Raw genomic sequence first — 17,472 nt, 5'->3', positions numbered from 1 at the left:
GTCAGGAGGCGATGACGACGCGGTGCCCGTCGGGGAAGACGGCCACCTTCCGCCAGGTGTCGCCGGAGCGCTCCCAGCCCTCGTTGACCTGTCCGGCCGGAGGGGTCGGGATGGTCTCGGGGGCGCGGGCGACCGTGGTGTAGCCGGCCGCGCGCTCCACCCGGCCGCGGCCGAGCTCGAACGAGGTCAGGCGCCCGTCGTCGACGATCAGCGAGCCCTCGTCCACTCCCGCGGCGCCGCGCTCGATGAACGGGTTCACGAGGCGCGTCTGCGAGGAGTCGCTGCCCAGCACGATGGCCTTCTGCTGCGGGAAGCGGCCGAGGCTGAGCCCGTAGAAGCCGCCGAGGACGGTGAGATTGCGCACCTCGAAGTCCGCTCCGCCGTTCGTCAGGCCGACGCCGAGGCAGTTCGCGCCCGAGGTCGGGAAGAAGTTCGGGTTCACGATCATGTGGCTCGTGCCCGCCTCGATCAGCACCTCCCAGCCGTCGCGGGAGCCCTCCGAGCGGAAGTTGATCAGGGTCAGGCCGGAGTTGACCGAGCGCCGGTTCTCGTTGCGGATCGACCGGAGGCCGACCGTGCCGCCGATGGCCTGGCAGTCGAGCAGCGTCATGTTCGTCGGCGCGAGGAGGAAGCCGCCGAGGCCGGGGCTGATCGCCTCGACGTTGGTCATCGAGCCGCCGATGGAGGCCTTGCCCGAGTCCTCCACGCCCCAGCGCGCGGGGGCGACGATCTTGATCTTGTTCCAGGAGTTGGCGTAGGAGTACTCGTCGTCGACGCCCGAGACGAAGGTGGCGCGCTCGCGGAAGACGCCCGACTTGCCGGTCTTCTGGATCCACAGGTTGCGGAACTCGCAGTTGACCAGCGAGCGCAGCGACATGCCGTGGCCGCCGGAGGGCGTGCCCGTCATCTCGAAGTCGGCGAGGACGACGCCGGTGGCCTTGTTGTTGTTGGCGGGACCGGCCGCGTCGCCGGTCTGGCCGGAGACGGTGAAGATGTCGCGGGTCGAGCCCTCGATCTGGACGATCCTCGTCTGGCGCATGCCGGCACCGACGATCTTCGGCCCGGCGTAGCCGTAGGGCGGCCCGTTCTCGGGCTGCACCGGGTAGCCGCGGTAGTCGACCGCGAGGCCGGTCACCCGGATCTCGCCGGCGGGCAGCGACACCTCGCCGCCCGGAGCGGTCATGGCCTTGTCGATGGCCGCCTGCACAGCACGGGTGTTGTCGGCGCCGGCGCGGTCGTCCCAGCGGAACTCCTTGTCGAGCGGCGAGATCGGCCCCTCGGTGACGCTCAGGCGCTTCTTCTGCCCGGGAGCGTCGGCCGGGGGCGCGGCGGCGGCCGGAGTGGCGGCGCCGACGGCCCCCGCTGCGCCGGCGAGGGCGGCGGCGCCCCCGGCGAGGAAGAGCCGGCGGGAGTTGTCGGGCCTGCGCTGCTGATCGGGGCTGTGCTGCTGATCGGAACGGTGCGGCTGATCGGGCCCCTGGGGGTCCGTGGTCTGGTTGTCTGGGTCTGCGGGATTCATCATCGTCGACGTTCCGCCCTCTCTCGCCCCGGATGGGCGTACGGCGATCCTTCGTCATGGTTAGCCTGAGGTCAAGACGTAATACCTATTACCAGGATGAAGCGGGGGTGTCCGGGTGCCGCGGATCACGCAGAAGGACATCGCGCGTCTCGCGGGAGTCAGCCAGACGACGGTGTCGTTCGTGCTCAACGACAAGGGTGAGCAGCTCGCGCGGGTCCCGGAGGCGACGCGCGCGCGGATCCTCAAGGCGATCCAGGAGACGGGGTACGTCGCCGACCCCATCGCGCGCCGCCTCAAGCAGGTCGGCACCGGCATGATCGGCGTCTACACCTACGAGAGCCTGTTCCCGCTCGACCGCGAGGACTTCTTCCACCCGTTCCTCGCCGGCATCGAGGAGGAGGCGCAGAACCGCGACATCGACCTCCTCCTGCTGACCAGCGGTCGCGTCGGCGGCCGCCGCGGCGGCCTCAGCGGCGGCACCACACGGCTGCGCCTGGCCGACTCCTGCATCCTCCTCGGGCAGCACATGCCCCGCGAGGAGCTCGAGTTCCTCAACGCCAGCGGCTTCTCCTTCGTCAGCATCGGCCGCCGCGACGACGCCGGCGGACCCGTGCCCTACGTGGCCGCCGACTACGCGTCGATCGTCCGCGAGCTGATCTCCTGCGCGCGCGCCCTCGGCCACACCCGCTTCGCCTACGCCGGTCACGGTGAGGGCGTCGAGTCGTACACCGACCGCATGGCCGGCGCGCGGGCCGAGCTCGGCGACGGCTTCCTCCACCTCGTCCCGGGGCCGGAGGCGTCGCCGCGGGAGTGGATCCGCCGGATCGCCGCCGAGGGCGTCACGGTCGTGCTCGCCGAGCAGGAGGAGCAGTTCGTCCTCCTGCAGGCGGCCGCCGAGGCCGAGGGGGTGGCGGTGCCGGTCGACCTGTCGCTGGTGTCGCTCTCGGGATCGGCCGACCGCACCGGCTGGCAGGCCGGCTTCGAGCTGCCCCGGCGCGACATGGGGCGCCGCGCGGTGCAGATCCTCATCGAGGGCGACCCCGCGAGGCGGGAGCAGCAGCTCCTCCGCTGCACGCTCGTCGACGGCGCCTCCCTGGCCGCGGCGCCGGCCTGACCGGCCGGGCTCAGCCCTGACCGCTCGGGATCAGCCGCGACCGGCCGGGCTCAGCCCGAGTGGTGGCGCCCGATCGGCAGCACCAGCGGAGTCCGCGAGACCGGGTCCTCGATCACGCGCGACTCCATCCCGAACACCGCGCGCACCGTCTCCGGCGTCACCACCTCGGCGGGCGTGCCCGAGGCGTACAAGGCGCCGTCGCGCACGGCGACGAGGTGGTCGGCGTAGCGGGCGGCCAGATTGAGGTCGTGCAGCACGATCACGATCGTCGTCCCGCGCGAGCGGTTGAGGTCGGTGAGCAGGTCGAGCACCTCGACCTGGTGCGACACGTCGAGGTAGGTCGTCGGCTCGTCCAGGAGGAGCACGTCGGTCCGCTGGGCGAGGGCCATCGCGATCCACACCCGCTGGCGCTGCCCGCCCGAGAGCTCGTCCACGGGGCGGTCGGCGAGCTCGAGCGTGCCGGTGTCGCGCAGCGCCTCCTCGACGATCGCGTCGTCGTCCGATCCGGAGCCGCGGCCGAACAGGCCCCGGTGCGGGTAGCGGCCGCGGGCGACCAGGTCCGAGACGGCGATCCCCTCCGGAGCGATCGGGGTCTGCGGGAGCAGCCCCACCTGCTGCGCGACCTCGCGCGTCGGGAGCCGGTGGATCGCGCGCCCGTCGAGCAGGACGCTCCCGGAGCGCGGGGTGATCAGCCGCGCCATGGCGCGCAGGAGCGTCGACTTGCCGCAGGCGTTCGCGCCGACGATCACCGTGATCTCTCCGGGCGGCACGGCGAGCGAGAGCCCGTCGACCACGACGCGCTCGTCGTAGGCGAGAGTGACCGCGTCGGCGACGAGGGTGGGCGGGGCGTCGGTCACAGGGAGCCTCCGGAGCGGTTGCGGCGGGCGAGGAGCCAGAGCAGGAAAGGGGCGCCGAGGGCGCCGGTGACGACGCCGACCGGGAAGCGCGCGCCCGAGAACAGCGCGCCGACGACGTACTGGGCGAGCAGGTCGGCGGCGAGCACCACGACCGCGCCGACCAGGGCGGAGGGGATCAGCAGCGTGCGTGCGCTCGGCAGGATCCGCCGCGCGATCGGCCCCGAGACGAAGGCGACGAACGCGATCGGGCCGGTGGCGGCGGTCGCGACGGCCACGAGGCCGACTCCGACCGCGAGCAGGGCCAGCCGGCTGCGCCGCACGTCGAGCCCGAGCGCGGTCGCCGTCTCGTCGCCGAGCTGGAGCACTCCGAGCCGGCCCGACAGCAGCAGCGCCAGCGGCACCAGCACGAGCATCGTCAGGGCGAGCGGCGGGACGGAGGGCCAGGCGGCCGAGTTGAGGCTGCCGGTCAGCCAGCGCAGCGACTCCTGGACGTCCTCGAAGTCGGCGCGGGTCTGCACGTAGGCGATCACGCTCTGGAACATCGCCGCGACGCCGATGCCGATGAGGATCAGCCGCGCCCCGATCACTCCGCCGCCTTCGGCCAGACCGGCGATGATCAGGGCCGTCGCGAGCCCGGCCGCGACCGCGATCACCGAGACCGCGCCTCCCGAGAGGCCGAAGAACGCGATCGCGACGACGGCCGCCGCGCTCGCCCCCGAGGTGATGCCGATGATGTCGGGGCTGGCGAGGGCGTTGCGCAGCATCGTCTGGAAGATCACGCCGCCCATCCCGAAGCCCACGCCCACCAGGACGGCGGTGATCGTGCGCGGCAGCCGCAGCGTGCCCACGGTGAAGGAGGCGCCCGGGACGGTCTCGCCGAGGATCACGCGGACGACCTCCGGCACCGAGTAGACCGTGCTGCCGACCGTGAGCGAGACGATGACGAGCGCCAGCGCGAGCACCGCGAGGACCGCGCAGCCGAGGACCGTGCGGCGACGGCGGAGCGCGCGGCCGGCCGCGATGCCGGCCGCGACGGGCGCCTCCGCGGTCCTCACAGCGCCCGCACCTTCGAGCGGCGCACGATCGCGATGAGCACCGGGGCGCCGATCAGCGCGGTCACGATGCCCACCTCGACGTCGCTCGGCCGGGCGACCACGCGGCCGACCACGTCGGCGACGAGCAGCAGCAGGGCGCCGAGCAGAGCGGAGGAGGGCAGCAGCCAGGCGTGCGCGGGGCCGGTGACTCGGCGGGCGAGGTGCGGGACGACCAGTCCGATGAAGCCGATCGGTCCGGCGATCGCGGTCGTGGCGCCGCAGAGCAGCACGGCCGCGAGCCCCGCGACCAGGCGGATGCGCCCCACGCGCCGGCCGAGGCCGGTCGCCAGGTCGTCGCCGAGCGCCAGCGCGTCGAGCCCCCGCGCGCTGGAGAGGGCCAGCATCGCGCCGACCGCGAGGAACGGGAGGACCTGCAGGATGCTCGCGGTCTCGGCGCCGCCGACTCCGCCGACCTGCCAGAAGCGGAAGCGGTTCAGCGTGGTCTCCTGCGTGAGCAGGACGGCGCTGATGAGGGAGGTGAGCGCCGCGGCCGTCGCGGCTCCGGCGAGGGCGAGCTTGAGCGGAGTGGCGCCCTCGCGGCCGAGCGAGGCGACGGCGTAGACGAACGCCCCGGCGGCCGCGGCGCCGAGGAACGCGAGCCAGATGAACTGCGGCAGGCTCGTCGCGCCGACCCCGGCGATCCCGAGCACGACCGCGAGCGAGGCGCCGGAGTTGAGGCCGAGGATGCCCGGATCGGCGAGCGGGTTGCGGGTCAGGCCCTGCATCACGGCTCCGGCGAGCCCGAGCGCGGCGCCGACCAGGATCGCGAGGACCGTCCGCGGCACCCGCCCCTGCACGGCCGCGTCGACGATGGACGCCGGGTCGGGCGCGGTCAGCGCCGGCCAGACCTCGCCGAGCGGGATCTCGCGTGAGCCGTACACGAGCGAGAGGACCGACGCGACGGCGAGCGCGACGAGGGCGACCGCCAGAGCGGTCGCCCTCGTCCGGGTGGATGAGGTGCGGGTCACGACACCTTGTCGGCGGCCTCGGCGAGGCCGGCGGTGTATTCGTCGAGCACCCACGGGATGCTCAGCAGGTTGGGCGACGAGGTGGCCATGGCGGCGGAGGAGCCGTCCTTCAGCACGTAGACGGAGCCGCGCTCGACGGCCGGGATCTTCGAGAGCAGCGGGTCGGCCTGCAGCGCGGCGAGAGTCGTGTCGTCGCCGTAGACGACGAGCACGTCGGCGTCGAGCTGGTCGGCGTTCTCGGAGCTGATGGTGCCGCTGAACGCCTCCGAGTCGCCGGAGAGCTCGGTGATGCTGGGGGCGACGTCGAGCCCGAGGTCCTCGACGAACTTCACGCGCGCGTCGTTCGGCGTGTAGTAGGTGAAGGTGCTCGCGTCGGTCGGGTCGTACCAGCCGTACATGAAGGTGGTGCCCGCGAGCTGCGGGTACGACGCGGTGGTCTGCGTGATCTCGCTCTCGACCTCGCCGACCTTCGCGACGGCCTCGTCCTCGAGGCCCAGCGCGGCGCCGTCGAGCTTCGCGGAGTCCTGCCAGGTGGTGCCCCAGGGCAGGCCCGGGTAGGCGACGGTGGGGGCGATCTGGCTGAGGGTGTCGTAGTCCTGCTGCGTGATGCCGGAGTACGCGGAGAGGATCACGGTCGGGCTGAGGTCCGAGATCGCCTCGAAGGGCACGCCGTCGGTCTCGTCGAACAGGGTCGGCGTCGCGGCACCGGAGGCGTCGAGCGCCTCCTTCGTCCACGCCAGCAGGCCGTCGCCGTCCTCGTCGCCGTAGGAGGCGCGGGTGAAGCCGACCGGCGTCACGCCCAGCGCGAGCGCCACGTCCTGATTGGTCCAGCTCGTCGCGACGACGCGGTCGGCCGACTCGACGGTGGTGCTGCCGAAGGCGTGGTCGACGGTGACGGGGAAGCCCTCGCCGCTCGAGGCGGCGCTAATCTCGGACGTGCCCTCGGAGCCGGCGTCGGCTCCTCCCGAGCAGGCGGTGAGCAGCAGCGCGGCGAGGCCGAGCGAGGCGACGGCGGTCAGGCGGAGGGGGGTGCGAGTGGCGGGCACGGCGATCCTTCGAAGGGGGTGGTGGGGGTTGCGAAGGTTAACCTAACCTAACCGCCTGGACGGGGCCAGTGGCCGAGCGGATCAGCGCCCGGACGCGATCCGCCGCCGCCTCGATCCGTCGCCCGCGCCCCGTGCGCGCCCCCGGGACGGGCCGCCGCTGACGGATCGATCGCGGGTGCGGCCCAGCGGGAGCCTCGTTAGCGTGGAGGTCCGCGTCGATCGCCGGCGCCGAGGGGAGCCCCATGGACCAGACCGAGGAGATCGACGCCCGGGCGGAGGCCCTGCGCGCCGACCCCGAGAGCTTCGCCGCGATGGACGCGCTCTGGCGCAGCGTCTACGCCCTGCGGATGTGGTGCTTCATCGCGCGGGGGCCGGACGACGCGCCCACCCCCTTCGTCGGCGGCCTGGAGTCGGGGCCGATGGTCTTCGCCTTCACCACGGGGGAGCGCGCCCGCGCCGGGGCGCTGCACGCCGGCCTCTCCGACGAGGACGCGTCGCGGGTGCTGAAGGTGCCGATGCCCGCCGCGCTCGAGTGGATCGCGGCGATGGGATCCTCCGGAGTCGCAGGAGTGGTCTTCGACCTGCCCCGCTTCGGGTACTCCGCGCCCCTTCAGAACCTGCTGCCGATGCGCGACTTCATGGCGGCGAACCCGCCGGCCTGAGCCCGGCTGCTACAAGCAGATCCGCCGGTTGTCGCCGCCCCGAACTGGTCACTGGACGACACCCGAGGATGGTGGGCCGGAGGCGCTCCCGTCTTCCGAGGACGAGGCCGGGAGACGCCGATGGGGAAGCTGCACTACGACGGATCGGTCGAGATCGACGTCGAGGACCGGGTGCTCGCCCACCTGCAGATCGTCCTCATCGCGAAGCTGCGCCGGGGGGAGTCGTGCCTGGTCAGCTGGCGCGACGAGAGCGGGATGAGCGACGGCCGCAGCGCGATCTGGCCGCACCCCTCGCACACACTCCGCTACACCTACGCCGGCGGCCGCATGCCCCGCATCAACCCCGCCTGGATCGCGGCGCTCACCGACCTCGCGAACTCCGCCGGCGGCCTCCGATTCGTCCCCGAGCCGCCGGAGCCCGTGCGGCCCCCGGACGGGACCGCCCGCCGGTGACCCGCGTCGGGCTCGATACCCTGCCTCGAGTTCATCACCCGGCGTCCGTGTCGAGCGCCGCCGCGGTGCCGAGCGCGATCAGCGACTGATCCGTCGCGACCGCGACCCTCGGGAAGCCGAGCGCCCGCAGCAGTCGGGCGCGCTCGCGGTCGCCCGCGTAGGCTCCGGCACCCTTGCCCGCGCGCCGGGCCGCCGCGGCGATCCTCGGCAGCGGATCGTCGGGCCCGTCCGCGGCGAGCAGGTCGGCCAGGTCCCGGCCGAGGCCGATCGCGAGGTCGAACGGGCCGACGAAGACTCCGCTCACGCCCGGCACCGCGAGGATCCGATCGACGGCCTCGAGGCCGGCCTGCGTCTCGATCATGACCCAGAGCGCGGTGCGGGCCTCGGCGGCCGACGGGGGAGCGGCGCCCCAGAGATCGGTCATCGGCCCCCAGCTGCGGCGGCCGAGCGGCGGGTAGTGCGCGGCGCGGACGGCCGCGAGCGCCTCCTCGACCGTCTCGATCATCGGAACGACCACGATGTCCGCGCCGGCGTCGAGCGCCCTGGCGATCAGGGCGTCGGAGAGCCCGGCGACCCGGACGCCGACGGGCGGCCTCCCGCTCACCGCGCCGAGCGCGCGCAGGGAGGCGAGGACCGCGGCGTCGTCGAACGCGCCGTGCTGCGCGTCCAGGCACAGCCACGCGGGCCCGCCGCGCGCGATCTGCGCGACCGTCAGCGGCTCCCCGAGCCGGCACCACACCCCGTCGGCCCGACCGTCACCGAGAACCCGTTCCGCATGCACGGGTCCGATCCTCGCGCACGAGCGCCGCCTAGGCGAGGATCGCCAGGCCCGTCGACAGGATCCCGAGGACGACTCCCGCCCCGAGCAGGATCAGGCCGGTCAGGCGCAGCGCCCGCACCGCGTCGCTCCACCGGTGCAGGCGGATGCGGTGCGGATCCTCCTCGCGGTAGTACACCTCCCGCTGGTCCGACCGCGCCGGCGTCAGCGGATCCCCGGCGGAGAGCGGACGCGACCGGACCTCGCCGGCCCGGGTCACCCAGTGCAGCGCGAGCGGCGGACCCTCCTCGAGGTAGGCGGTCGTCGTCAGCCAGCGTCCGTCGACCAGCGCCGCGACGAACGCGGCGAGCAGGAACAGCACGCCGAGGGGGAGGGTGACCAGCGAGAGGGCCTCGGAGATCGTCTCCAGCATGCAGCGTCCCTCCGACCGGATCCGGTGCCGAGCGTACCGAGTCGGCGGCCGGCGCGTCCGCGGCGGGACGCGATCGGCCGCCGAGCCCGCGGGCCTCAGCCCCAGGCGACCTCGAGGTCGACGACGAACGTCACCCCGAAGCGGTCGCGGAGCATCCCGTAGAGGGGGGACCACGCCGCCGGGGCCAGGGGTGCGAGCACCGTCGCCCCCTCCGCGAGCGCGTCCCAGAGGCGGCGCAGCTCGTCGGCGTCGGAGCCGCGCAGCGACACGAACACCGGGATCGTGCCCGGGTCGTGGGCCGTGTGCGCGGGGACGTCGTAGGCCATGACGTGGAAGCCTGCCTCGGAGACGACCTGGCCCCACATCAGCTGGTCGGCCTCGTCGGGCGCGGTGACGGCGTCCGCGTCCGCGTAGGTCATCGCGTCGAGCCGGCCGCCCGTGACCGAGGCGTAGAACTCCAGCGCCTCCCGGGCCTGTCCGCGGAAGTTGAGGTGGGTCGTGGTGGTGATGCTCATGGTGCGCTCCTCGCAGTCGTGCCGGGTCGATCACCCGGTGCCCCGACGCTCGCAGGAGAAGAGGACGGATCCGGTCCTCTTCTCGAACTACCCTCGGGACGTGCCCACGACGACCGAGCGGCTCCTCCTGCTCCTCTCCCTCCTGCAGACCCGCCGCGACTGGCCGGGCGGAGTGCTCGCGGAGCGCCTGGGGATCGCGCCGCGCACGGTGCGCCGCGACGTCGACCGGCTCCGCACGATGGGCTACCGGATCGACGCGGCGAAGGGGCCCGACGGCGGGTACCGGCTCGAGGCCGGCGCCGAGCTCCCGCCGCTGCTCTTCGACGACGAGCAGGTGCTCGCCCTCACCGCCGCCCTGCGCGCGCCGGTCGCGGGGCTCGAGGAGGCGTCGGCCCGTGCGCTGGCGACGGTGCGGCAGGTCCTGCCCGCCCGGCTCCGGCCCCGAGCGGATGCGCTGCGCTTCACGGTCGCGGCGGCGCCGGGTCCCGCGGTCCCTCCGGAGCGGCTGGTCGCGGTCGCGGCGGCCGTCCGGGCCTGGGAGGTGCTGCGCTTCGAGTACGCGGATGCGGTGCGCCGCGTCGAGCCGCACCACCTGGTCGCACGCCGGGGCCGCTTGTACCTCATCGGCTTCGACCTCGACCGCGACGACTGGCGGGTGTTCCGCGTGGACCGGCTCGAGCCGCGCTCGCCCCGCGGAGCCCGCTTCCCTCGCCGGGCGCTGCCGGGCGGGAGTCCCGCCGAATTCCTGGAGGCGCGGTTCCGCGGCGGAGCGCCCGGGGAGGGGTGGCCGTGCCGCGGATCGGTGGTGCTGGCGGCGCCCGCCGCCGAGGTCCTGCCCTACGCGGGCGACGGCGAGGTGGAGGACCTCGGCGACGCGGGCTGCCGACTCGCCCTCGGCGCCTGGTCGTGGGAGGCGCTCGCCGCGTCGTTCGGCCGGTTCGACGCTCCGATGGCCGGGGCCCGGCCGCCCGAGCTGGCCGCCGCGTTCCGCGTGCTCGCGGAGCGGTACGCCGAGGCGGGAGCCTGACCGGAGCGCCTCGGCCGTCCGCCCCCGCTACTTCACCGAGTACCGGGCGCTCCCCGTGCTGCCGTCCGCCGTCGTGACCGTCAGCGTCCAGCAGGTGCCCGGCTTCGCGGGCACTGTCCACGCCTTCACGTAGCGGTTCGTCGCGGTGTCGTAGCGGAGGCGTCCGGTCAGCGTGGTCGTCGGCGCTCCGGTGAGGACGGCGCCGGCGGTGCAGGAGGTCTGCTTCTGCGTGACGCTGCGCACGTCGGCGAGGGCGGAGTGGCGGAACGTTCCCGCGGACGACGTGGACGTCACCTGGAACGTCATGCCGGTCGCGGCGCCGGCGGCCACGCTCTTCACCGAGGTGCTGAGCCCGCCGATCGTCCACGGGGTCACGGTGTACGACGCGGTGAGGGTCGAGACGTTGCCCGCCCGATCGGTCGCGGTCGCCCGGTACACGTGCGCTCCGACGGAGCGGCCGCCGCCCGTGATCACGCAGTCGCCGTCGAGGCCGGAGAGCGCGTCGTCCGCGAGGCAGCGCGCCACCGGGAACGCGGTGCCGGAGGGGTAGGACCCCTCGGGCTTCGACGTGAACGCGAGCTGCGGCTTCGTGGTGTCGACGTCGATGCCGCTGCGGGTCGTCGTGGCGCGGTTGCCCGCGTTGTCGACGGCGGTGCCGGTGACGCTCTGGCCGGGGCCCTCGCGCAGGATCCGCGCGGGGGTGCAGCTGCGGATCCCGGAGCCGCCCGCGTCGGCGCAGGAGAAGCCGACCGAGACGGGGGAGCGGAACCAGCCCGCGGCGTTGGGAGTCGTCGGCGTGGTCGTTGCGGCGATGGTGGGGACGCCGGTGTCGACGATCCGGTACGTCGCGGTGGTGGTCGTGCTCAGTCCGCCGGGGTCGGTCCAGGTGCAGGTCGCCGTGCGGGTGCCGAGGCCGTTCACGAGCGTGCCGGTGACGACGGCCTCCTCGCTGAAGGTCCCGCTCTCCGCATCCGTGATCGCGCAGGCGGCTCTCGGCTCCGAGCCCTTCTCGTAGGAGGCGCCGTCGGTGACGTGGGCGACCGTGACGACGGGCGGGGTGTTGGCGGGGACCACGGTGACCGTGTGCGGCGTGCCGGCCGTGGTGCCGTACGCGTTCCGCGCGCTCACCGTGAAGGTGGAGTCGCCGGCGGTGGTCGGCCTGCCCGAGACGGCGCCCTCCGGCGAGAGGGTCAGCCCCGCGGGAAGGGAGCCGGAGGAGACCTCGAAGGTCGCGGCCGGGCCGGACGCCGTGAAGGTCGCGGAGTAGCGGGTCCCGGTCTTGACGAGCGTCTCGGCGGTGTCGGCGGTGAGGGTCGGCAGCGGGCCGATCGCGAAGGCGTGGTTGAAGCCGACCGCGATGCCGGTGGCGCCGGTGATCCCGGCCGGGACGTCCAGCTCCGTGTCGCCCTCGGGGTGCAGGGAGACGACGGTGCCGTCGGACGTCAGCAGGACGCTGAAGCCGATGCCGGCGGCGATCGCGGTGATGCCGCGGAGGTCGGCGGGGACCCGCGGCAGGCCGGAGTCGTCGGGGTCGCCCCAGGTGACGACGGTGCCGTCCCGCTTCAGCGCGAGGCTGTGGGAGTAGCTGACCGCGACGGCGGTGACGTCGCGGAGCCCCGCCGGGGCCGTGTACGCGCCCCTGTCGTCGCCGCCCCACGCCACGACCGTCCCGTCGGCGCGCAGCGCGAGGCTGTTCCAGCCGCCCGCGGCGATCGCGACCACTCCGGAGAGACCCGCCGGCACGTCGGTCGCTCCGAACTGGTCCGAGCCCCAGGCCGCCACCGTCCCGTCGCCCCGCAGAGCGAGGGTGTGGTAGTTGCCCGCGGCGACGGCGGTCACGCCGTCGAGTCCGGCCGGGACATCGGTCTGGCCCTGGCGGTCGTCACCCCAGGCGACGACCGTTCCGTCCATCGTGAGGGCGATGCTGTGGAGGTAGCCGGTCGAGATCGCGGTCACCTCGCGGAGCCCGGCCGGCACGTCCCGCTCGCCCTCGAGGTCCGCGCCCCAGGCGACGACGGTCCCGTCGGTGTGGAGCGCGAGGGTGTGGCTGTAGCTGCTGGCGACGTCCGTGAGGTCGGACATGCCCGCCGGCACGTCCCACTCCCCGTTGAGGTATCGCCCCCAGGCGGCGACGCCGTTCGCGAGGTGGTCGTTCCCGACCGGCACCGGGTCCGGCTCGGCGGAGGCGAGGGGAGCCGCGGTGCCGGCGAGCAGCGCGACGGTCGCGGTCAGAGCGAGCAGAGTGCGGCGCAGGCCCGCGGCGGTGCGGGCGGGGCGCGGGGAAGCGGGGGTCACGGGCTCACGCTAGGGCTCGGCCCTCCTCTGCGGCGGGGGCGGGGGCGCCCTGTAGCGGACATGTCCTCTAGAGGGCGGAGCGTCACTCCACCAGGGCGGAGCCTGGCCCCTCGGGGCGCCCGGCGGAAGGGCTTGCCCGGATCCGCGGCGGGGGATTGGCTGGAGGGCAGGAGAGAGAGGTGTCACCATGACGCAGACCTTCCCCGCCTGGTTGCGGGATCAGCAGAAGAGGGACGACGAGGTCGGCCGCTTCGCGCAGGCCTTCGGCGGTCGCGACGACCTGCCCGAGCACGGCGGCCGCGCGATCTACGACGGCTACTTCGCCAGCGAGCCCGAGTCGGCGCAGGCCGATCTGGACCGCGCCTGGATGGAGTTCGAGGCGCACCCCGAGCCGTCCGCCACGTCCGACGAGCCGGAGGGACTCCGATGAGCGACCAGACCCCGATGAGCGACCAGACCCCGAGCCCCGTCGAGGACCCGGACGACCAGTCCGACAAGCCCTCGCAGGCCGAGGGCGAGGACGAGCGCGACACGCCGCACGAGGTCCTGCCCGCCGAGGGCAAGCCCTCGAAGGCCGAGGGCTGAGCCGACGCACTCCCGGAGGGGCGCATCCCGCAGCGGGTGCGCCCCTCCGTCGCGTCAGCGCTCGACGACCGCCAGCAGCTCCTGCGCCTCGGCGCTGTCCGGGTAGCGGAGGAGCACGCGCTCCAGATCGCGCCGGGCCGGGGCCGTCCGCCCGTCCGAGAGGAGCGTGCTCGCGCGCTCGAGCAGCGCCTCCGCCCGCAGCTCCACGGGCCGCGCGCTGGTGACGGTCGGGCGCACCACCCGGTCGAACGCCTTGAGGGCGCCCTCGATCAGGCCGAGCTCGCGCAGAGCGACGCCGCGGCGGATGAGCACCGCGGCGGAGGCGGCGTCCACGTTCTCGACGGGCGCCGAGAACTCGGCCACGTCGCTCCAGCGTCGGCGGGCGGAGTAGAGGGAGGCGAGCGTCGAGGCCGCGAGGGTCGACGGCTCCAGGGTCTCGACCGCCACGACCGCCGCGGCCGGATCCGTGAATGCCGCCAGCTCGGCGTAGAGCAGGCGCAGCGCCGGGGCGTCGAGCGGCACCTCCACGTCGAGGCCGCCGCTCAGCGGCAGGCGGACGGTCAGCGCGATCCCGTAGCGGCGGAGGAAGGAGTCGACCGACGGGTCGTATCGGATGCGCACCAGCCAGCCGGTGAGCCGCAGAGCGCGGTCGTCGTCGGAGGAGTGCAGGGCGTCGCGGACGAGCTCGACGACGGCCGCGAGGCGCGAGCCCTCGGGGGAGCCGGTGGTCGCCTCGTGCAGGTCCTCCGCCGGTGCTCCGGCGCGCACGAGCCGGAGCAGGGGCGCCTCCCACGCCGGAGCGAGGGCGGAGGGGCGCACGAGCCCCGGCCCGCCGGGCATGCTGAGCCAGCCGGACAGCCGGGAGCGGTGGTCCTCCAGGGAGAGCGGGTCGCCGACCGCCCGGAGCCGGGGGCGTGCAAGAGCACGGAGCTCACCGCTCCGTCGGAAGCCGACTGCCACGGCCGATCCCCCTCCGCGTGCGACGACGGCTGAGGACCGTCGATCCGCCGAGTCTACGGCGTCGCGCGCCGCGGTCACCCCCGAACGGGGAGCGACGCGGTGGCGGCGATCCCCCGCCTCCACCGCCTCATCCGCCGATCGATCCGGCCGTGCGCAGCGGCATCACGTCGGGCTTCTCGGCGGTGCTCTCGATCGTCACGACCGCCTTCTCCTCGTTCGAGCGGAGCACGGCGTCCATGATCTCGAGCACGTGCAGGGCCACGCGGCCGGAGGCGCGGTGCGGCCGGTCCTCCGCGATCGCCTCCGCGAGGTCGGCGAGTCCCACTCCGCGGCCGGTGTCGATCACGCCGGCGGAGTCGGGGACGACCCGCCAGTCCTCGTCGCGGACGGCGACCTCGACCGGGTCCGAGAACATGTTCGGGTCCGGGACCGAGATGGTGCCCTCGGTGCCGTAGACCTCGAACTTCGGGGCCCGGCTGCGCCAGACCTCGAAGCTCACGGTGACGGTCGTGGCGACTCCGCTCGCGTGCTCGAGCAGCGCGGTGATGTGCGTGTCGATCGTCACCTCGATCGGCGTGCCCGCCTTCGGTCCGGTCTCGATCGTGCGCGGGCGGTCGGAGCGGGTGGCCAGGCCCGTGACGCGGACGACCGGCCCGAAGAAGTGCACGAGCGCCGTCAGGTAGTACGGGCCCATGTCCAGCAGCGGGCCGCCGCCGGGCTGGTAGTAGAACTCGGGCGCCGGGTGCCAGCGCTCGTGGCCGGGCGCGGCCCAGTGCACCTGCGCGGCGATCGGCGTGCCGATCGCTCCGGAGTCGAGGGTGAGGCGCGCGGTCTGCACGCCGGTCCCGAGCACCGTGTCCGGGGCGCTGGCGAAGCGCAGGCCCAGCTCGTCCGCGAGGTCGAGCATCGGCGCGGCCTCGGCCGGGTTCAGCCCGAGCGGCTTCTCGGCGAAGACGTGCTTGCCCGCCTTCAGGGCGCGGGTGCCGATCTCGACGTGCGCCGCGGGAATCGTGAGGTTCAGCACCGCGTCGATCTCCGGGTCGTCGATCAGCGCGTCGACGGACAGGGCGCGGACGCCCTGCTCGTCGGCGACCTGCTGCGCCCGCTCCTGGTTCAGGTCGGCGACCGCGACGAGGCGGAGGCCGGGGAAGGTCGGGAGGTTCGCGAGGTACTGCTCGCTGATCTTCCCGACTCCGATGATGCCGACTCTCAGCGGGACGCCCACAGCATTCCCCTCTCGATGATCGTGCGGACGTTCTCGTCCTGGAGGATCTCGACGCGGTGGCCCGGCGTGGAGACGAAGATGCGGCCCTCGCCCCAGAGGCGGGTCCAGATCGCGGGGGAGGTGATGGGGCGCTTCCACGGGTCCCACGGGCGGACGGCCTGCGTGGTCGTGGCGAGCACGTCGTTGTAGTCGTCGTGCAGCACCCAGTACTGCTCGGTGACCAGCTCGAAGTCCGAGACGCCCTGCGTGATGGGGTGGTCGGCGGCGAGGGCCGTCATCTCGATCGTGTGCGGCATGTAGTTGTCCGACTGCTCGCCGGTGCGCTCGTCCGGGTGCTTGCCGGGGTGCGAGGCGAACTGGCCGCCGATCAGCTGCAGGTAGTCGGAGTTGTCGCGGTAGGAGTCGGCGATCCCGCCGTGCCAGCCGGCGAGGCCGGTGCCGCGCTCGACCGCCGCGCGCAGGCCCAGGAACTCCTCCCACTGGATGGAGGTCATCGTGTTCGACTGCACGATCAGGTCGACCGTCCGCAGGTACGCCTCGTCGGCGTACACGGCGGTCGACTCCTCGACGCGCACGTCGTAGCCGTTGTCTCGGAGGAACGGCAGGAACAGCTCGGTCGCCTCGACCGGTTGGTGGCCGTCCCAGCCCCCTCGGACGACGAGGGCCGTCTTGCCGGGAGTGGTCGGGGAGTGGTCGGTCATCGTCGTCCTCACGTGCTGGCGGATCGCTCCGCGGTTCGTCGTCGAACAGGACTTGCGCAACTTCAGTGCGGGAGCCCCGGCGTTCGACCATCATGCACCGCGGTTCCCGGCGGGAGCAAGCCGTCCGCGCGCCGGTCTAGTTGCGAAAGTCGGTATCCGCTACGGTGAGCACATGCCCGACCACGACGACGTCTCCGGAGCGACCACCCGCCCGACCATGGCGCTGATCGCCGAGCGTGCCGGGACGAGCGTCCCCACCGTCTCGAAGGTGCTCAACGGCGGCACCGACGTCTCGGAGGCGACCCGTCTGCGCGTGATGGAGGCGGCGCACGCGCTCGGCTACCGCCGCCGTCCGCGCCTGCGCCCGCCGGTCGAGGACCCGCACTCCGCTCAGATCGTCGACGTCGTCGTCGGCCACATCGGCGGCACCTGGATCGGCCCGGTCCTCGAGGGGATCGAGGCCGAGGCCTCCGCCGCCGGAGTCGACCTGGTGCTCACCCGCGCCCGCGACGACGGCGCCTGGATCAGCCGCCTCCTCCGCCGCCCCTCGCTCGGCGCCATCGTGGTGCTGGTCAACGTCTCGGCCGCGCAGCTGCACCTGCTCACCACCGCCGAGCTGCCCGTGGTCGTCGTCGACCCCAGCACGCGGCCCCCGGCCGACGTCGCGAGCGTCGGCGCGACCAACTGGGACGGGGGCCGCATGGCCGCCGAGCACCTCCTCGCCGAGGGCCACACCCGCTTCGGCGTCCTCGGCGGCACCCGCACCCAGCTCTACAGCAGCGCCCGGATCGACGGCTTCACCACCGCGCTCCGCGCCGCCGGGGCCGAGGAGCCGCGCGTCGCCTACTGCGACTGGGATCGGGAGCTGGCCCGCGAGGCCGCCGGGCTGATGCTCGCCGAGCCGGACGCGCCGACCGCCTTCTTCGCCTGCTCCGACGTGATGGCGCTCGGCGTCTACGAGGCCGCCGACGACGCCGACCTGCGCATCCCGCGCGACCTCAGCGTCATCGGCTTCGACGACGTCGAGGAGTCGGCCTGGGCGACCCCGCCGATGACCACGATCCAGCAGCCCATCGGCGAGATGGGCGCCATCGCCTTCCGGATGCTGCACCAGGCGCACCGGTCCGCGACCCCGCTCGCCTCCGGGGCCTCCGCCACGCGCATGGAGCTCGAGACGCGCCTGATCCGCCGCGCGTCCGTCGCGCCGGTGCGCGTCTAGCGCCGCCCGCTCGCCCTCCCACCCCGCCCCCTCGGGATCGAT

Annotated in this window: 19 protein-coding genes; 7 read left to right on the top strand and 12 right to left on the bottom strand. The window is 74.0% G+C overall.

What is annotated here, in order from left to right; translation table 11 throughout:
• Position 1: 1 nt before the first annotated feature.
• Entirely contained in the window at positions 2 to 1,522 is a 1,521-nt protein-coding gene (locus C5D44_RS18170) for a hypothetical protein (protein ID WP_181118526.1), read from the bottom strand.
• A 112-nt stretch (positions 1,523 to 1,634) separates the two neighbouring features.
• On the opposite strand from C5D44_RS18170, the gene C5D44_RS14845 reads away from it, so the two are divergent.
• Complete coding sequence (locus tag C5D44_RS14845) at positions 1,635 to 2,633, top strand: LacI family DNA-binding transcriptional regulator (RefSeq protein WP_104277527.1); 999 nt, start codon at positions 1,635 to 1,637, stop codon at positions 2,631 to 2,633.
• 50 nt (positions 2,634 to 2,683) lie between these two features.
• Here the strand turns inward: C5D44_RS14845 and C5D44_RS14840 are convergent, their stop codons facing one another.
• The 4 genes from C5D44_RS14840 to C5D44_RS14825 are packed head-to-tail and all read right to left on the bottom strand — an operon-like array spanning position 2,684 to position 6,598.
• Entirely contained in the window at positions 2,684 to 3,490 is an 807-nt protein-coding gene (locus tag C5D44_RS14840; protein WP_104277526.1) for an ABC transporter ATP-binding protein, read from the bottom strand.
• Positions 3,487 to 4,545 (bottom strand): iron chelate uptake ABC transporter family permease subunit, encoded by a 1,059-nt coding sequence (locus C5D44_RS14835; protein ID WP_104277525.1) that lies wholly within the window; start codon positions 4,543 to 4,545, stop codon positions 3,487 to 3,489. The genes C5D44_RS14840 and C5D44_RS14835 overlap by 4 nt, the downstream gene beginning before the upstream one ends.
• Positions 4,542 to 5,552 carry an iron ABC transporter permease gene (locus tag C5D44_RS14830; protein WP_104282115.1) on the bottom strand — a complete coding sequence of 337 codons (1,011 nt, stop codon included), beginning with the start codon at positions 5,550 to 5,552 and terminating at the stop codon, positions 4,542 to 4,544. The genes C5D44_RS14835 and C5D44_RS14830 overlap by 4 nt, the downstream gene beginning before the upstream one ends.
• The gene (locus C5D44_RS14825) at positions 5,549 to 6,598 is read right to left on the bottom strand and encodes an iron-siderophore ABC transporter substrate-binding protein (protein ID WP_181118525.1); all 1,050 of its coding nucleotides are present in this window, start codon (positions 6,596 to 6,598) and stop codon (positions 5,549 to 5,551) included. Before C5D44_RS14825 ends, C5D44_RS14830 begins: the two co-directional genes overlap by 4 nt.
• A gap of 242 nt (positions 6,599 to 6,840) precedes the next feature.
• Between C5D44_RS14825 and C5D44_RS14820 the strand changes: the two genes are divergently transcribed.
• Together C5D44_RS14820 and C5D44_RS14815 are read left to right on the top strand one after the other, a co-directional pair.
• Positions 6,841 to 7,260: a hypothetical protein gene (locus tag C5D44_RS14820; protein ID WP_104282114.1), complete on the top strand. Its 420-nt coding sequence runs from the start codon at positions 6,841 to 6,843 to the stop codon at positions 7,258 to 7,260.
• A 120-nt stretch (positions 7,261 to 7,380) separates the two neighbouring features.
• Positions 7,381 to 7,713: an ATP-dependent DNA ligase gene (locus tag C5D44_RS14815; protein ID WP_104282113.1), complete on the top strand. Its 333-nt coding sequence runs from the start codon at positions 7,381 to 7,383 to the stop codon at positions 7,711 to 7,713.
• A 34-nt stretch (positions 7,714 to 7,747) separates the two neighbouring features.
• Here C5D44_RS14815 and C5D44_RS14810 read toward each other — a convergent pair whose 3' ends face one another.
• From C5D44_RS14810 to C5D44_RS14800, 3 genes are all read right to left on the bottom strand, one after another.
• Positions 7,748 to 8,494 (bottom strand): HpcH/HpaI aldolase/citrate lyase family protein, encoded by a 747-nt coding sequence (locus tag C5D44_RS14810; protein WP_181118524.1) that lies wholly within the window; start codon positions 8,492 to 8,494, stop codon positions 7,748 to 7,750.
• A gap of 28 nt (positions 8,495 to 8,522) precedes the next feature.
• The gene (locus C5D44_RS14805; protein ID WP_104282111.1) at positions 8,523 to 8,903 is read right to left on the bottom strand and encodes a hypothetical protein; all 381 of its coding nucleotides are present in this window, start codon (positions 8,901 to 8,903) and stop codon (positions 8,523 to 8,525) included.
• Between the two features lie 95 nt (positions 8,904 to 8,998).
• Entirely contained in the window at positions 8,999 to 9,418 is a 420-nt protein-coding gene (locus tag C5D44_RS14800) for a VOC family protein (protein ID WP_104282110.1), read from the bottom strand.
• Between the two features lie 100 nt (positions 9,419 to 9,518).
• Here C5D44_RS14800 and C5D44_RS14795 point away from each other — a divergent pair, with 100 nt between their 5' ends.
• Positions 9,519 to 10,445 carry a YafY family protein gene (locus tag C5D44_RS14795; protein WP_258068006.1) on the top strand — a complete coding sequence of 309 codons (927 nt, stop codon included), beginning with the start codon at positions 9,519 to 9,521 and terminating at the stop codon, positions 10,443 to 10,445.
• A gap of 27 nt (positions 10,446 to 10,472) precedes the next feature.
• On the opposite strand, the gene C5D44_RS14790 is transcribed toward C5D44_RS14795, so the two are convergent.
• Complete coding sequence (locus C5D44_RS14790; protein WP_104282108.1) at positions 10,473 to 12,740, bottom strand: putative Ig domain-containing protein; 2,268 nt, start codon at positions 12,738 to 12,740, stop codon at positions 10,473 to 10,475.
• 187 nt (positions 12,741 to 12,927) lie between these two features.
• On the opposite strand from C5D44_RS14790, the gene C5D44_RS14785 reads away from it, so the two are divergent.
• A complete protein-coding gene (locus tag C5D44_RS14785) occupies positions 12,928 to 13,170 on the top strand; it encodes a hypothetical protein (protein WP_104227148.1) in 243 nt (80 codons plus the stop codon).
• The gene (locus tag C5D44_RS18165; protein WP_181110337.1) at positions 13,167 to 13,325 is read left to right on the top strand and encodes a hypothetical protein; all 159 of its coding nucleotides are present in this window, start codon (positions 13,167 to 13,169) and stop codon (positions 13,323 to 13,325) included. The genes C5D44_RS14785 and C5D44_RS18165 overlap by 4 nt, the downstream gene beginning before the upstream one ends.
• Positions 13,326 to 13,379: 54 nt before the next feature.
• On the opposite strand, the gene C5D44_RS14780 is transcribed toward C5D44_RS18165, so the two are convergent.
• The 3 genes from C5D44_RS14780 to C5D44_RS14770 all read right to left on the bottom strand — a co-directional run bounded on the left by C5D44_RS14780 (position 13,380) and on the right by C5D44_RS14770 (position 16,211).
• Positions 13,380 to 14,285 (bottom strand): tol-pal system YbgF family protein, encoded by a 906-nt coding sequence (locus C5D44_RS14780; RefSeq protein ID WP_104282107.1) that lies wholly within the window; start codon positions 14,283 to 14,285, stop codon positions 13,380 to 13,382.
• Between the two features lie 127 nt (positions 14,286 to 14,412).
• Positions 14,413 to 15,510 (bottom strand): Gfo/Idh/MocA family protein, encoded by a 1,098-nt coding sequence (locus tag C5D44_RS14775; RefSeq protein ID WP_104282106.1) that lies wholly within the window; start codon positions 15,508 to 15,510, stop codon positions 14,413 to 14,415.
• The gene (locus C5D44_RS14770) at positions 15,495 to 16,211 is read right to left on the bottom strand and encodes a ThuA domain-containing protein (RefSeq protein ID WP_104282105.1); all 717 of its coding nucleotides are present in this window, start codon (positions 16,209 to 16,211) and stop codon (positions 15,495 to 15,497) included. The genes C5D44_RS14775 and C5D44_RS14770 overlap by 16 nt, the downstream gene beginning before the upstream one ends.
• A gap of 172 nt (positions 16,212 to 16,383) precedes the next feature.
• Here C5D44_RS14770 and C5D44_RS14765 point away from each other — a divergent pair, with 172 nt between their 5' ends.
• On the top strand, positions 16,384 to 17,430 hold the full coding sequence (locus C5D44_RS14765; protein WP_104282104.1) for a LacI family DNA-binding transcriptional regulator: 1,047 nt from the start codon (positions 16,384 to 16,386) through the stop codon (positions 17,428 to 17,430).
• Positions 17,431 to 17,472 lie beyond the last annotated feature (42 nt).

It is taken from the genome of Rathayibacter sp. AY1B5 (assembly GCF_002932795.1).
In the GTDB taxonomy this organism is placed as follows: Bacteria; Actinomycetota; Actinomycetes; order Actinomycetales; family Microbacteriaceae; genus Rathayibacter.
Note: the sequence above shows the minus strand (reverse complement) of the source record. Positions and strands in the feature narration are given on the sequence as shown.

Coding starts and splice junctions, on each gene's coding strand:
- C5D44_RS18170 (WP_181118526.1), bottom strand. CDS start 1,522: ATGATGAATCCCGCAGACCCAGACAACCAGACCACGGACCCCCAGGGG.
- C5D44_RS14820 (WP_104282114.1), top strand. CDS start 6,841: ATGGACCAGACCGAGGAGATCGACGCCCGGGCGGAGGCCCTGCGCGCC.
- C5D44_RS14815 (WP_104282113.1), top strand. CDS start 7,381: ATGGGGAAGCTGCACTACGACGGATCGGTCGAGATCGACGTCGAGGAC.
- C5D44_RS14805 (WP_104282111.1), bottom strand. CDS start 8,903: ATGCTGGAGACGATCTCCGAGGCCCTCTCGCTGGTCACCCTCCCCCTC.
- C5D44_RS14800 (WP_104282110.1), bottom strand. CDS start 9,418: ATGAGCATCACCACCACGACCCACCTCAACTTCCGCGGACAGGCCCGG.
- C5D44_RS14785 (WP_104227148.1), top strand. CDS start 12,928: ATGACGCAGACCTTCCCCGCCTGGTTGCGGGATCAGCAGAAGAGGGAC.
- C5D44_RS18165 (WP_181110337.1), top strand. CDS start 13,167: ATGAGCGACCAGACCCCGATGAGCGACCAGACCCCGAGCCCCGTCGAG.
- C5D44_RS14770 (WP_104282105.1), bottom strand. CDS start 16,211: ATGACCGACCACTCCCCGACCACTCCCGGCAAGACGGCCCTCGTCGTC.
- C5D44_RS14765 (WP_104282104.1), top strand. CDS start 16,384: ATGCCCGACCACGACGACGTCTCCGGAGCGACCACCCGCCCGACCATG.